Source organism: Actinomadura madurae (assembly GCF_900115095.1).
Lineage (GTDB): Bacteria > Actinomycetota > Actinomycetes > Streptosporangiales > Streptosporangiaceae > Spirillospora > Spirillospora madurae.
Map to the genome: position 1 here is coordinate 133,934 of NZ_FOVH01000001.1, position 13,904 is coordinate 147,837.

A 13,904-nucleotide genomic window follows, 5' to 3' on the forward strand; every position below is an offset into this window, starting at 1 on the left:
GGTCACGATGAACGCGTGAACCCGACTGAGGCCCCGAGCGCCCGGCCGCGCGCCGCCGCGCTCACGGTGCTCACGCGGGCCGCCCGGGCGGGGGAGGCGCCGCGTGGCACCGGCGACGCCCTCGCCCGGGCACTCGCCGACCCCGACCCCGGGGTCCGGACCCGGGCCCGCTGGTCCCCGGCCTGACCGGCGAACAGACGGACGGGCCGCCGCGTGGCACGGCGCGGCGAGAACCACCCCGGCCACCGTGACCCGGGGGTTCCAGGGGTGTCGCCTCCCTGGGCTAACTCAGAACACATGGTTGATCACGGACGTCTAACGTGTACAGGATGGTAGGTGGCCATCGGGGGCTTGTGCGGGTACAGGTCCCCGTGGCGGGTCGGTACGCGATTGAGGAGCTCCCCATGACGTCCCCCGGTCCCCTGGTGCCCGGAGACCCGGCGCGGCTCGGGCGGTACGAACTGGTCGGGAGGCTCGGGGAGGGCGGGCAGAGCGTCGTCTACCTGGGGCGCCGGGAGGACGGCGTGCGGGCGGCGGTGAAGCTGCTGCGCGACCAGCTCAGCCGCAGCCCGGAGTGGCGGGCGCGGTTCGAGCGCGAGATGCGGATGATCGGGCGGGTGGCCGGGTTCTGCACGGCGCAGGTCGTGGACGCCGACATCTCCGGCGACCTCCCGTACGTCGTGAGCGAGTACGTGCCGGGGCCGTCGCTCAGCGGGCTGGTGAACGAGCAGGGCCCGCGGATCGGGACCGACCTGGACCGGCTGGCGATCGGGACGGTCACGGCGCTCGCGGCGATCCACCGGGCGGGGATCCTGCACCGCGACTTCAAGCCGTCCAACGTGCTGATGGGGCCGGACGGCCCGCGCGTCATCGACTTCGGCATCGCGCGGGTCATCGGCGCGGCGTCGGCGCGGGGCAGCGGCGTGGTCGGCACGCCGTCCTACATGGCGCCCGAGCAGGTCACCGACGCCGAGCTCGGCAGCGGCGTGGACATGTTCACGTGGGCGGCGACGATGCTGTTCGCGGCGACGGGGCGGCACCCCTTCGGCAACGACACGATCTCCGCGGTGTTCCACCGGATCCTGAACTACGAGCCGGACCTGTCGCCGCTGCCGGAGTCGCTGCGCGGCGTCGTCGCGTCCTGCCTCGCGAAGGACCCGGCGATGCGGCCGGCGGCGCAGGAGGTGCTGCTCACCCTGCTCGGCGGGCACGACGTCCCCGAGGACGAGGGGGCGCTCAGCACCGGCGCGCACTTCGCCGGGGACGCGCGGGTGCCGCCGACCGTGGGGCGCCCGGCGCAGCCGGCCGGGACCGACTCGGGCGGGACGTACCAGGCCCCGCAGCCGCACACCGTCCCGCCGCGGCGGCGGCGCCGGGGGCTCGGGATCGCCGCGGCGGTGGTGGCGCCGCTCGTCGCGCTCGCCGCGGGCGGGACGGCGTGGCTGCTGATGTCGGACGGTTCGGGGGAGAATCCCGCGAAGGCCGACACCGGGTCGGTCGCCCCGCCCGCCGCGGCGGCGGAGGCGGTCGCGCCGGCCGCGCAGGCGATCACGTCGGTGCTCAGCTTCGACCACGCCGAGTTCGAGGAGAACGTGGCGGCGGCGCACCGGGTGTCGACGCCCCGCTACGGCGCGGACTACGACCGGCAGCTCGGGACGCGGGACTACAAGGAGGAGCTGGCGTCCAAGAAGGGCTCGGTCAGCACGGAGGTCGTCGACTCGGCCGTCGTGTCCGCCAGGTCCGGCCAGGTGACCGTGCTGTCGTACGTCAAGCGGACGGTGCGCGCCGAGAACGCCGACCCGACCCGGCTCCAGGACCCGATGCGCGCGACCATGGTCAAGCAGGGGGGCGGGTGGCTGCTCGACAGCCTGTACTCGCTGAAGGCCGGGTCGCCGAAGGCCGACGTGTCGGGGGCGACGTGGCCGGGGACGGACGCGCGCGGGGTGATCGACACGGTGTCGCGGGAACCGTCCGTCGCGCGGGGGACGGCACTGGAGGTCGGCCTGCGCTCCGGCGAGGCGGGGACCGGGCTCACGGCGCTGGTCCTGGTCGGTGACTGCGAGAGCACCTGCACCGACAACGACAAGATCGAGATGCGCCGGCTGCTGCTCCAGCCGGCGGGCGGCGGGTGGAAGGTCGCGAAGTCCGAGGCGCTCTGAACACCCGAAGGGGCGCCCCCCGGGTGGGAGACGCCCCTTTCAAGGTGGTGCTCAGGACTCGCGGACGTGCCGCCTGCGGGTCGCGGCCACCGCGGCGCTGCCCGCGGCGATGGCGGTGATGCCGAGCGCCACCAGCGGCAGCGCGCCGGCGCCGGTGAAGGGCAGCTCCTTCGGCGGCGTGATCTCGCCGGCCGCGGTCGCGCCGGGGCCCATGCCGCCGCCGGACGGGAGCTCCGGCAGCAGCGGCGACGACGGGAGCGACGGCGGCGCCGGCGACGGACCGGGCGGCGTCGGCCCGCCGGGCGGCACCGGGGGAGTCGGCGGCGTGGGCGGGGTCGGCGGCGTCGGCGGAGTCGGCGGGGTCGGGGCCTCGCATCCGCCGCCGACGCAGGCGCCGACGGACAGCTGGGCCGACAGCGGCGTGCCGCCGGCCGGCGTGACGGACGCGCCGAGCCGGGTCTGCGCGCTGAGGAGCTGCCGGCCCGCCGACACCGTGGCGCCGGTGTCGAGCGTCAGCCCCGCCGTTCCGGCGGGCGAGGCGGCGCGTGCGCCGAGCCGCGTGCCCGCCTGCACCGTGGCGTCGTTCAGCGAGACGCTCGCGCCGGTCTGGAGCCGGACGCCCGCGCCGCCCTCCGGTGTCCGGAGGCCCGCGCCGAGGTCGACGCCGGCGCTCGCGGTCCTGGTGCGCTCGTCGTACTTCAGCGTGGCGCCGAGGTGAAGGCCGACCCCCGGCTGTGCCTTCTTTGTTGCCGCTTTTCGGGTTTTCGCCTTAATGGGAGTCTTCGTCGTTTTTGTGGTTTTCGGTGCGGCCGTTTTCTTCAGGCCGATCTTCTTCGGCGTCGCCTTCTTCTGGGCGGCCTTCTTGGGCGTCGCCTTCTTCAGTTGGGGGGCCTTCTTCAGTGCCAGGTCCCCGAGCGGATGCGCCGCGTGCCTGGCGGGGGGCTGCGAGGTCTCAGCATGTGAGACGCCGCTCATGGCGGCGATGCCGAGAACCGTCGCTCCGGCAGTCACCGCCAGTCTCTTTCCGTGATGCACTGCTGCTCCTGATGGCTGGGTTGCACAACCTGCGAGCACGTTTACACGTCAAGTAGTCGTTGTGAACAGGGTCCCGACCATTTGGGTAGAGGTTCACAACGGAAGGGCGTGGCGGTTGTGCATGATTCCGCGCGTTCCCCGGCCGGGGGATTGCGCGACCATCGCGGGACGCCCCCGATACTGGACGGGTGAGCAGGGTCATCGCGGGCAGTGCGGGCGGACGGCGGCTGGCGGTCCCGGCGGGGAAGGACACCAGGCCGACCAGCGACCGTGCCCGGGAGGGCCTGTTCTCCACGGTGCTGGCCCTGCTCGGCCCGCTGGACGGGCTCCGCGTCGCCGACCTGTACGCCGGTTCGGGCGCGGTCGGCCTCGAAGCGCTCTCCCGGGGCGCCGCCCACGCGCTGCTGGTCGAGTCGCACCCGCGCGCCATGAAGGTGATCCGCCGGAACGCCGCGTCGCTCGGGCTGCCGGGCGCCGTCCCGTGCGCGGACAGGGTGGAGCGCCTCGTCCGCAGGCCGCCGGACGAGCCCTACGACCTGATCTTCGCCGACCCGCCGTACGCGCTGGCGGACGCGTCCGTCACCGCGCTGCTGGAGGACCTGCGCGACAACGGGTGGGCCGCCCCGGACGCGCTCGTCGTCGTGGAACGCGCCGCGCGCGGCCCGGCCCTGGCGTGGCCGGACGGCTACGCCCCCGAGCGCGACCGCCGCTACGGCGAGGCGATCTTCTGGTACGGCCGAGCCGAAGGACGCTGATACGGGGGGAGTTCGGGTAGAGCCATGCGCATGAAGCCCGGCATGGACCGAGCGCTGGGACGTACGTGGATCATCACGCTGGTGATGGCGATCGCGCTCCTGGTGAACATCACCTACGTGCAGGGGTTCGAGGCGCAGGAGCTCCGGGACGACTCCCGCAACGCCCGCCAGTTCGAGGACCGGTTCAAGATCGACCGCGGGCCCATCGTCGCGGACGGCGAACGGCTCGCCTGGTCGGAGAAGACCGGCCGCGACCGGTACCAGCGGCGTTACAAGGACGGCGCCGTCTTCGCTCCCATCACCGGCTACTTCTCGGTCTTCTCCCAGACGGGGCTGGAGGACGCCGAGAACCACTTCCTGGACGGCTCGGACGACCGGCTCGCCACGTCCAACTTCATCGACAAGCTGATCGGCAGGCCCGTCCCGGGCGGGACGGTCGAGGCCACCGTCGACCCCGACGCGCAGCGCGTCGCCTACCAGGCGCTGCGGGCGAGCGGCGCCCGCCGCGCGGCGGCGGTGGTCCTCGACGCCTCCAACGGCGCGATCCTCGTGATGGCGTCCACGCCCTCCTACGACCCGAACGAGGTGTCGACGCTCGACCGGGAGCAGGCCGTGCGGGCGTTCGACCGGCTCGGTGACCAGCCGCTCAAGCCGCTGCTCAACAAGGCCGCCTACGAGCTGTTCCCGCCGGGTTCCACGTTCAAGACCGTGGTCGCCGCGGCGGCGCTCCAGGCCGGCGGGAACGAGGACACCGATGTCCGGGCCGGACGCAGCTACCGGCCGCCGGGCGCGGGGCAGGCCATCAACAACGACGCGGGCGACATCGGCGGCTCCTGCGACCTCCGCCGCATCCCGCTCATCGAGGCCTACGCCCAGTCCTGCAACACCACGTTCGCCTACATGGGCGCCGAGGAGCCCGGCAACGGCGCCGTCCGCACGCAGGCGGGCAAGTTCGGGTTCGGCGACCGCGTCGAGTTCGCGGACGGCCTGACGACCGCCCCGAGCGCCTTCCCGGAGACCGACCAGCCCTCCCTCAGCGCGCTCGGCTCGATCGGGCAGGGCAGCACGGTCGCCACGCCGCTTCAGATGGCCATGGTCGCCGCCGGGGTCCTCAACGACGGGGAGGTCATGAGGCCCCGTCTCGTGGACAGGCTGCGCGCCCCGGACGGCTCCACGGTCGACGAGATCTCCCCGCGGCGCCTGTCGCGCGCGCTCACCTCCGAGCAGGCCGAGCAGCTGCGGGACATGATGAAGGCGGTCGTCGAGCGGGGCACCGGCAAGTCCCTGCGCGGGACGTCCGTCCTCGGAGGCAAGACCGGGACCGCCGACGTCGAGGGCGCCGCCTACAACGACCGCTGGTTCATCGGGTTCGGCCCGCGCAGCGACCCCAGGTACGCGGTGGCGGTGATGACCGAGGCGTCCGGCTACGGCATCGAGTCCGGCCCGATCGCGGCCCGGATCGTGGACGCGCTCGACCGCTGAACGGGGCCGGCGAGACCGCGCCGAGGCCCTCCGGCGAGCCCGGCCGTCAGTGACCCGAACGGCATTTGGTACGTTCACGCCGCAGGTCAGAAACCGGGACCGAAGGGGTTCGCGCCGTGCGCCGTGTCGTCTGTCCGGGATCGTTCGACCCCGTCACCAACGGGCATCTCGACATCATCAGCCGCGCCTCCCGTCTGTACGACGAGGTGGTCGTCGCCGTGCTGATCAACAAGAACAAGAAGAGCCTGTTCACCGTCGACGAGCGCGCCGACATGATCGCCGAGGTCACCCGCGAGTACGGCAACATCCGGGTGGACACCTTCTACGGGCTGACCGTCGACTACTGCAGGGAGCAGGACATCCCGGTGATCGTCCGGGGCCTGCGGGCCGTCAGCGACTACGAGTACGAGCTGCAGATGGCGCAGATGAACCACCGGATCGCCGGCGTCGAGACGCTGTTCATGGCGACGAACCCCGAGTACGCGTTCCTGTCGTCCAGCCTCATGAAGGAGGTCGTGAAGTTCGGCGGGGACATCTCCGGGCTCGTCCCCGACAGCGTCCACGACCGGCTGGTCGAGCGGCTCCAGCAGTCGGGGTGACGGCCCGCTCCGGCGCGCGGCCCTGGTGAGCGGCCCGCGAGTTGGGTCGGCGCGCCGGTGTTCGGTACCCTGGGACATCGGCCATCGCAGGCGGCCGCCGTTCACCATGCCACACGAAAGCAGGAATCCGCTGACACGCCACGAACCCAGCGCACCTCTCAAGCTCGACACCCGAGCTCTGGGCAGGCAACCCGGGTCGTCGCGGGAGGAGCACCTGTCCGTGCCGGCACCGGAGAATTTCGGCGTCGAGATGGTGGGCGTCCCCGAGGGCGCCGCGGTCGAGCTGGACCTCCGGCTCGAAGCGGTCCTGGAGGGGGTGCTCGTCACCGGCACGGCGACGGTCCCCCTCAAGGGGGAGTGCTCCCGCTGCCTCGACCCGATCGCCTCGACCTTCGAGGCGGACTTCCAGGAGCTCTTCGTCTACGACGACACCCGCTCGGGCGGGAACGCCGGCGACGACGAGCTCCGCCTCGAGGGCGACCTCATCGACCTCGAACCGGTCCTGCGGGACGCGGTGGTGCTCGCGCTGCCGCTGTCCCCGCTGTGCCGGGACGACTGCCCGGGCCTGTGCCCGGACTGCGGTGCACGGCTGGCGGACGCCGAGCCGGGGCACCACCACGACGTCGCCGACCCCCGGTGGGCGGCGCTGGCGGACCTCGCCGGCGACATGGCGCCGGCCGCCCCCGACCGGGGGAACGGAAGCCTCGGCTCCCGTGGTTCATCCGACCGACGAGAAGGAAAGCAGGAGGGCTGACGTGGCCGTCCCGAAGCGGAAGAAGTCGCGCAGCAACACGCGGCACCGGCGTGCGCAGTGGAAGGCCACCGCGCCGAACCTGGTCGAGTGCCCGACGTGTCGCGACCACAAGCTGCCGCACACCGCGTGCGCGACGTGCGGCACCTACGACCGGCGGCAGGTCATCGCCCCGTCGGCCTGAGTCTTCTCGCATCCTGGGGGGCGGATCCGCGCGGACGGCGCGGCCCGCCCCCCACGGTGCGGTAGGACACGCACCCCGACCACCCCGGCGTGTGCCGTCGGCGTGGTGACCGGCGCGGAGACTGCGCCCGGAGCCGTGGTGCACGCCGGGATCAGCCGACCGGCGCGCACCTCGTCTTCGCGGACCCTCCCGCCGAGCGTCCTCGCCGTCCCGGCCGGCTTCCGGCCGCGCGCCATCGACGCGACCGCGCAGCGCGCGGTACACACGGCCTGCGAGGAGGGCCCGTGAGCGCCAAGAAGAGCGAACCCGCGCCGGACCGCGCGGAACTGACCGCCGCGCTCGGCGTCCGTGTGGACGACGAGCTGCTCGAACGCGCACTGACGCACCGTTCCTACACCTACGAGAACGGCGGCCTGCCCACCAACGAGCGCCTGGAGTTCCTCGGCGACTCGGTGCTCGGCCTGGTCGTCACCGACACCCTGTTCCGGGGCCACCCCGACCTGCCCGAGGGGCAGCTGGCCAAGCTGCGCGCCGCCGTGGTCAACATGCGCGCCCTCGCCGGCGTCGCCCGCGGTCTCGGCGTCGGCGCCCACATCCGGCTCGGCCGCGGCGAGGAGGGCACCGGGGGCCGCGACAAGGCCTCGATCCTCGCCGACACCCTGGAGGCGCTGATCGGCGCCGTCTACCTGGACCGCGGCCTGGACGAGGCGTCCGCCCTCGTGCACCGGCTCTTCGACGCGCTGATCGCCCGGTCGGCGGGCCTCGGCGCCGGCCTGGACTGGAAGACCTCGCTGCAGGAGCTCACCGCCGTCGAGGAACTCGGCGTCCCCGAGTACCACGTCGCCGAGAGCGGCCCGGACCACCAGAAGACGTTCCGCGCCTCCGTGCGGGTCGGCGGGAAGACCTACGGGTCGGGCGAGGGCCGCAGCAAGAAGGAGGCCGAGCAGCACGCCGCCGAGGCCGCCTGGAACAAGATCCGCGAGATCGTCGTGCAGCGCGAGGCGCAGGCGCAGGGCGAGCAGGCCGCGCAGCAGGCCGGGCAGGCGGCGCAGGCCGGTGCCTGAGCTGCCCGAGGTCGAGGTCGTCCGGCGCGGCCTGGAGCGCTGGACGACCGGCCGCACCGCCGCGTCCGCCGAGGTGCTGCACCCCCGGTCGGTCCGCCGCCACGAGGCGGGCCCCGCCGACTTCGCCGGCCGCCTCGCCGGCCGCACCCTGCTGGCCCCGCGCCGCCGCGGCAAGTACCTGTGGATCCCGCTGGACGGCGAGGGCGAGGCCGTCCTCGCCCACCTCGGGATGAGCGGGCAGCTGCTCGTCGGCGAGCCGGACCGGGAACGGGAGAAGCACCTGCGGGTGCGGATCGCGTTCGGCGACGGCGGCCACGACCTGCGCTTCGTCGACCAGCGGACGTTCGGGCACCTCATGGTCGCCGACCTCGTCCCCGACGCCTTCGACGAGAACGCGCTGGTGCCCGAGCCGATCGTGCACATCGCCGCCGACCCGCTGGAGGACGCCTTCGACACCGAGGCGTTCTTCCGCGCCCTGCGCCGCCGCAGGACCGGCATCAAGCGGGCCCTCCTCGACCAGTCCCTGATCAGCGGCGTCGGCAACATCTACGCCGACGAGGCCCTGTGGCGGGCCAGGCTGCACTGGGCGCGCCCCACCGAGACGATGACGCGGGCGGAGGCCGCACGCGTCCTGGAGGCCGCACAGGAGGTCATGGCGGCCGCCCTGGACGTCGGCGGCACGTCCTTCGACAGCCTCTACGTGAACGTGAACGGCGAGAGCGGCTACTTCGAGCGGTCCCTGGACGCCTACGGGCGGCGGGACGAGCCCTGCCGCCGCTGCGGCACGGCGATCCGCCGCGACGAGTTCATGAACCGCTCGTCCTACAGCTGCCCCGTGTGCCAGCCGCGCCCCCGGCGGGCACGGTACTAGCGGGCACGGTACTGGGGCACTGTGCCAGGGGCTGGGGCCGAGGGGGGCGACATGGGAGACGACGACGAGATCGTGCGGCTGACGGCGTGGGTGCGCGGGCGCGTCCAGGGCGTCGGATTCCGCTGGTGGGTCAGGGCGCGGGCCCTGGAACTGGGCCTGGACGGCAGCGCGACCAACCTGCGCGACGGGCGCGTGGAGGTCGTCGCCGAAGGCCCCCGCGGCAGGTGCCGGCGACTGCTGGAACTGCTCGACGGCGACTCCCCGGCCGGCCTCCCGGGGCGCCCCGGAAAGGTCACCGGCGTCACCGGGCGCTGGAGTGGGCCGCGCGGCGAGGCCGCCGGATTCCTCGAACGGTGAGCGGGTAGGGAGTACCGGTTTGTACCTGCTAAACTAGTAGAGGAAGGTTGTTACCGGCCTGTGATGTGCGTCTTGACCAGGACAGCGGCCGGTGCGACTCTAGACGGTACGCGCACCGACTTCAGCTGTTTCTCGTGCGCGATCCCTGCTGGTTACTCAGCGTGGAGGACCCTTAGTCATGGCGAAGGCTCTACTCGGCCACGTCGGCGGTCCCGACCCCCGGATGGTCGCGGAGATGCGGCGCCTTCAGCAGCGCGTACGTGATCTGGAAGCCGAGCTGGTACGGCTTCAGGCAGAGAACGACGCGCTTGCGACGGCGACGGACGACGATGTGATGTCGCTCGCGGTGAAGGACCGTGAACCGGCGCTGACCTGATCGGCGCCTTCTTCTCTCTCAAGTTGACCAGGGACGCCGCCCATGGCGTCCCTTGTTTTTTGCCTTCGGTACCCCTGTCCACGCCCGGCTAGGGGCGTTCACCGTTGACGTCTGCCCTTTCTGGCGGGCCGGGTGCCGCGTGCGCCCGTCAGTCCCCGCTGTTGGTACGGCTGGGCCCTCGGCGGTGTTCAGGTCCCGGAGGAGCCCCCTTGTGGCCGTGCTCATGTCTTGGGCAGCCGTGTACCCGCCGAGGCCTTGGCGAGCGGCGCGGCGGCGGTGACTCTCGGTTACCGCGATCGGCGGTCGTCGCGGGGTCGGCAATTGCGGGCGCCGCTGATCGCGGTGGGACGGTCAAGGTTCGGTGGGATTTCGGGCTGTCCGATTATTAGGGTTTTGCGTTGATCTACCGAATTGGGGCATTTGAGGGGTTGCGGGGGTGGTGTCCGGGAGTCGGGCGGGTGGGCGTGCGTGTGCCGTGCTCCGGGGTGCCGCGGCCGGTATCGTTCGACGGATGTTCCAGGTGCCGGGTACGCAGGAGGGGGACGGCTAGCGCGTGTACCTGAAGAATCTGACGCTGCGCGGCTTCAAGTCCTTCGCGTCCTCCACCACGCTCAGGTTCGAGCCCGGCATCACCGCCGTGGTCGGGCCCAACGGGTCCGGCAAGTCCAACGTCGTCGACGCCCTGGCCTGGGTGATGGGCGAGCAGGGCGCCAAGTCGCTGCGCGGCGGCAAGATGGAGGACGTCATCTTCGCCGGCACCGCCAGCCGGGCGCCGCTCGGGCGCGCCGAGGTCGTGCTGACCATCGACAACTCCGACGGTGCGCTGCCGATCGACTACACCGAGGTCACCATCAGCCGGCTGATGTTCCGGTCCGGGTCGAGCGAGTACGCGATCAACGGCGACTCCTGCCGGCTGCTGGACATCCAGGAGCTGCTGTCGGACTCCGGCATCGGCCGCGAGATGCACGTGATCATCGGGCAGGGGCAGCTCGACCGCGTCCTGCACTCCGGGCCCGAGGGGCGGCGCGCGGTGATCGAGGAGGCGGCCGGCGTCCTCAAGCACCGCAAGCGCAAGGAGAAGGCGCTCCGCAAGCTGGACGCGATGCAGGGCAACCTGACCCGCGTCCAGGACCTGACCGGGGAGCTGCGGCGGCAGCTGAAGCCGCTGGGCAGGCAGGCCGAGATCGCGCGGCGGGCCGCGGTGATCCAGGCCGACCTGCGCGACGCCCGGCTGCGGCTGCTGGCCGACGACCTCGTCACGCTGCGGACGAAGCTGGAGCAGGAGGCCGCCGACGAGGCGGCGATCCGGGAGCGGCGCGCCGAGACCGAGCGGGCGCTGACCGAGGCGCAGGAGCGCGAGGCCGTCCTGGAGGCCGAGGAGGCCGAGCAGGCGCCGAGGCTCGCGCAGGTCCAGGACACGTGGTTCCGGCTGTCGGCGCTCAAGGAGCGGCTGCGGGGCGTCGCCGACCTCGCCGCGGAGCGGCACCGCAACGCCGCCGAGGCGCGCGAGGAGGAGCGGCGCGGCCGCGACCCCGAGGACATGGAGCGCGAGGCCGCCGAGATCCGCGAGCAGGAGGAGATGCTCCGCGCCGCGCTGGACGAGGCGCAGGACGGCCTGGCCCGCGCGGTCGAGGAGCGGTCGGGGGCCGAGGAGGCCCTCGCGGCCGAGGAGCGCCGCCTGCGGTCCGCCGCCCGCGCCGCCGCCGACCGGCGCGAGGAGCTGGCCCGGCTGCGCGGCCGGGTCGAGGCGCTGCGGAGCAAGGCCCAGGCCGGGCGGGCGGAGATCGGGCGGCTCACCGGCGCCCGGGAGGAGGCCGAGCAGCGCGCCGAGGCCGCGCAGGCCGAGTTCGAGGCGTTCGAGGCCGAGGTCGTCGAGGACCCGGAGCTCGCCGCCGAGCACGAGGCCGCCCAGGAGGCGCTCGCGACCGCGAAGGACGCCGCCGAGTCCGCCAGGGCGGCGGTGGACGGCCCGCGGCGCGCCCTGAAGGAGGCGCGGGCGGCCGTGGCGTCGGCGCGTTCCGCCGACCAGGGCGCCCAGAAGAAGGTCACCGCGCTCCAGGCGCGGATCGAGGCCCTCAACCTGACACTCGCCAGTGCCGCGGACGGCGGCGAGGCCCTCCTCGCGGCGGGCGCGGACGGGACGCTCGACGGGATCCTCGGCACCGTCGCGTCGCTGCTGAACGTCCGTCCCGGGTACGAGACGGCCGTCGCCGCCGCGCTCGGGAACGCCGCCGAGGCCATCGCCGTGGGGTCCCTGGACACCGCCGAGGCAGCGCTGGCGCTGCTGCGCTCCCGGGACGCGGGACGCGCCGGCCTGCTCGTCGGCGGGGGAGCGGCCTCCCCGCCCCGGCGGGTCGCGGGAGCCGACTACGCGATCGACGCGGTGAGCGTCCCGGACGCCGTGCGGCCCGCGGTCGAGCATCTCCTGCGCGACGTGGTCGTGGTGGAGGACGTGCCGTCCGCCGCCGCGCTCGTTCGCCGGGAGGCGTCCCTCCGAGCGGTCACGCGGGACGGTGAGCTCGTCGGCGCGCACTGGGCGCAGGGCGGCGCCGCGGGGGGCGGCCAGAGCCTGCTGCAGATGAGGGCCACGCTCGACCAGGCGACCGAGGACCTGGCCGCCGCGGAGACCGCCGCGAGCGCCGCCGCGGACGACCTCACCGCGTCGGTGGAGCGCGAGCAGTCCGCCCAGACGGCCGTGGAGGCCGCCGAGGCCGCCGCCAACGAGGCCCAGGCGGGGGTGAACCACGCCCAGGCCGAGCTCGACCGCGTCCGCGCACGCGTGCGGGAGTTCGACGCGCAGGCCGCACAGGAGGCCAAGCGCGCGGCCCGCCTGGAGGCCGGCGTCCGCGCCGCCCGGGGCGAGGCCGAGCGGCTGACCAAGTCGCTCGACGCCGCGAACGAGTCCCTGGAGCGCGACACCGAGGCGGCCGAGGAACTGGCGCTGCGGCTCGCCGAGGCGGAGGAGGCCGCCGAGGTCGCCGACGAGGCCGGGCACGACACCGACGCCCGCGACGAGCTGGACGCCCGCTGCCAGGAGCTCCGCACCGCCGAGATGGAGGCGCGGCTGTCGGTGCGCACCGCCGAGGAGCGCGTCCAGGCCATCTCCGGCCGCGCCGACGCCCTCGAACGCGGCGCGCGGCGGGAACGCGAGGAGCGCGCCCGAGCCGCCCGGCGCCGCGCCCGCCGCGAGGAGCAGGCCAGGGTCGCCCAGGCCGTCCTGCGGGGGGCCCGGACCGCCCTGGAGAGCATCGAGCACTCCCTGGCCGCCGCCGTCCGCCGCCGGGAGGCCGCCGAGGAGGCCAAGGCCGCGCGGGAGGCCGAGCTGAAGGTCGTCCGCACCCAGGTGCGCGAGCTGTCGGCGACCCTCGAACGCCTGGTGAACGTCGTGCACGGCAACGAGGTCGCCCGCGCCGAGCAGCGGCTCCGGCTGGAGCAGTTCGAGCAGCGGGCCCTGGACGAGTTCGGCCTGGAGGTCGAGTCGCTCGTGTCCGAGTACGGGCCCGACCAGCTCGTCCCGCCCGATCCCGAGAAGGGGGAGGACGCGCGGCCCGTCCCGTACGACCGGGCCGTCCAGGAGAAGCGGGCCAAGACCGCCGAGCGGCAGCTCAACCAGCTCGGCAAGGTCAACCCGCTCGCCCTGGAGGAGTTCGCCGCGCTGGAGGAGCGGCACGCGTTCCTCACCTCGCAGCTCGAAGACCTGAAGAAGACCCAGCGGGAGCTGCTCGGCCTCGTCAAGGAGGTGGACGACCGCGTCCAGCAGGTGTTCGCCGCCGCCTACGACGACACCGCCCGCGAGTTCGAGCGCATCTTCGCCCGGCTGTTCCCCGGCGGCGAGGGCAGCCTGTCGCTGACCGAGCCCGGCGACATGCTCACCACCGGCGTCGAGGTCGCCGCCCGCCCGCCGGGCAAGAAGGTCAAGCGGCTGTCGCTGCTGTCCGGCGGCGAGCGCTCCCTGGTCGCCATCGCGTTCCTCGTCGCCGTGTTCAAGGCCCGCCCGTCCCCGTTCTACGTGCTGGACGAGGTCGAGGCGGCCCTGGACGACACCAACACCCAGCGGCTCATCACCGTCTTCGAGGAGCTCCGCGAGTCGTCCCAGCTGATCATCATCACGCACCAGAAGCGGACGATGGAGGGCGCCGACGCCCTCTACGGGGTCAGCATGCGCGGCGACGGCGTCACCCAGGTGGTCAGCCAGCGGCTGCGCGACTAGCGCCCGCGCTTTTCACATAACGGCAATATCCGGTACCTCTGATGGAACGTGACATCGCCCA

14 protein-coding genes are annotated in these 13,904 nt (G+C 73.6%); 13 read left to right on the plus strand and 1 reads right to left on the minus strand.

The genetic code is table 11. The features are described from left to right. Positions 1-15: 15 nt before the first annotated feature. Both BM339_RS49515 and BM339_RS52250 read left to right on the plus strand, forming a co-directional pair. Positions 16-186 (plus strand): hypothetical protein, encoded by a 171-nt coding sequence (locus tag BM339_RS49515; RefSeq protein WP_177287601.1) that lies wholly within the window; start codon positions 16-18, stop codon positions 184-186. 218 nt (positions 187-404) lie between these two features. Continuing rightward, positions 405-2,159, plus strand: coding sequence for a serine/threonine-protein kinase (locus tag BM339_RS52250; protein ID WP_024935319.1), 1,755 nt, complete (start codon positions 405-407; stop codon positions 2,157-2,159). 51 nt (positions 2,160-2,210) lie between these two features. On the opposite strand, the gene BM339_RS00670 is transcribed toward BM339_RS52250, so the two are convergent. Then, on the minus strand, positions 2,211-3,170 hold the full coding sequence (locus BM339_RS00670; RefSeq protein ID WP_075019625.1) for a hypothetical protein: 960 nt from the start codon (positions 3,168-3,170) through the stop codon (positions 2,211-2,213). 212 nt (positions 3,171-3,382) lie between these two features. Here BM339_RS00670 and rsmD point away from each other — a divergent pair, with 212 nt between their 5' ends. The 11 genes from rsmD (at position 3,383) to smc (ending at position 13,843) form a co-directional block, all read left to right on the plus strand. After that, a complete protein-coding gene (gene rsmD / locus BM339_RS00675; RefSeq protein WP_075019626.1) occupies positions 3,383-3,949 on the plus strand; it encodes a 16S rRNA (guanine(966)-N(2))-methyltransferase RsmD in 567 nt (188 codons plus the stop codon). Positions 3,950-3,991: 42 nt separating this feature from the next. After that, on the plus strand, positions 3,992-5,431 hold the full coding sequence (locus BM339_RS00680; protein ID WP_075020103.1) for a penicillin-binding transpeptidase domain-containing protein: 1,440 nt from the start codon (positions 3,992-3,994) through the stop codon (positions 5,429-5,431). A gap of 116 nt (positions 5,432-5,547) precedes the next feature. Continuing rightward, positions 5,548-6,030 carry a pantetheine-phosphate adenylyltransferase gene (coaD, locus tag BM339_RS00685; protein WP_021598754.1) on the plus strand — a complete coding sequence of 161 codons (483 nt, stop codon included), beginning with the start codon at positions 5,548-5,550 and terminating at the stop codon, positions 6,028-6,030. Positions 6,031-6,136: 106 nt separating this feature from the next. Further along, entirely contained in the window at positions 6,137-6,784 is a 648-nt protein-coding gene (locus BM339_RS00690; RefSeq protein ID WP_024935315.1) for a YceD family protein, read from the plus strand. Position 6,785: 1 nt separating this feature from the next. Further along, positions 6,786-6,965, plus strand: a complete 180-nt coding sequence (gene rpmF, locus BM339_RS00695; protein WP_021598752.1) for a 50S ribosomal protein L32 — start codon at positions 6,786-6,788, stop codon at positions 6,963-6,965. 105 nt (positions 6,966-7,070) lie between these two features. Continuing rightward, a complete protein-coding gene (locus BM339_RS00700) occupies positions 7,071-7,253 on the plus strand; it encodes a hypothetical protein (protein ID WP_143118258.1) in 183 nt (60 codons plus the stop codon). Beyond that, a complete protein-coding gene (rnc, locus tag BM339_RS00705; protein ID WP_075019627.1) occupies positions 7,250-8,029 on the plus strand; it encodes a ribonuclease III in 780 nt (259 codons plus the stop codon). Before BM339_RS00700 ends, rnc begins: the two co-directional genes overlap by 4 nt. After that, positions 8,022-8,900: a bifunctional DNA-formamidopyrimidine glycosylase/DNA-(apurinic or apyrimidinic site) lyase gene (gene mutM / locus BM339_RS00710; protein WP_021598749.1), complete on the plus strand. Its 879-nt coding sequence runs from the start codon at positions 8,022-8,024 to the stop codon at positions 8,898-8,900. Before rnc ends, mutM begins: the two co-directional genes overlap by 8 nt. Before the next feature lie 51 nt (positions 8,901-8,951). Then, entirely contained in the window at positions 8,952-9,257 is a 306-nt protein-coding gene (locus BM339_RS00715; RefSeq protein ID WP_021598748.1) for an acylphosphatase, read from the plus strand. A gap of 178 nt (positions 9,258-9,435) precedes the next feature. Continuing rightward, a complete protein-coding gene (locus BM339_RS00720; RefSeq protein WP_021598747.1) occupies positions 9,436-9,633 on the plus strand; it encodes a hypothetical protein in 198 nt (65 codons plus the stop codon). Positions 9,634-10,186: 553 nt separating this feature from the next. After that, complete coding sequence (gene smc / locus BM339_RS00725; RefSeq protein ID WP_075019628.1) at positions 10,187-13,843, plus strand: chromosome segregation protein SMC; 3,657 nt, start codon at positions 10,187-10,189, stop codon at positions 13,841-13,843. Positions 13,844-13,904 lie beyond the last annotated feature (61 nt).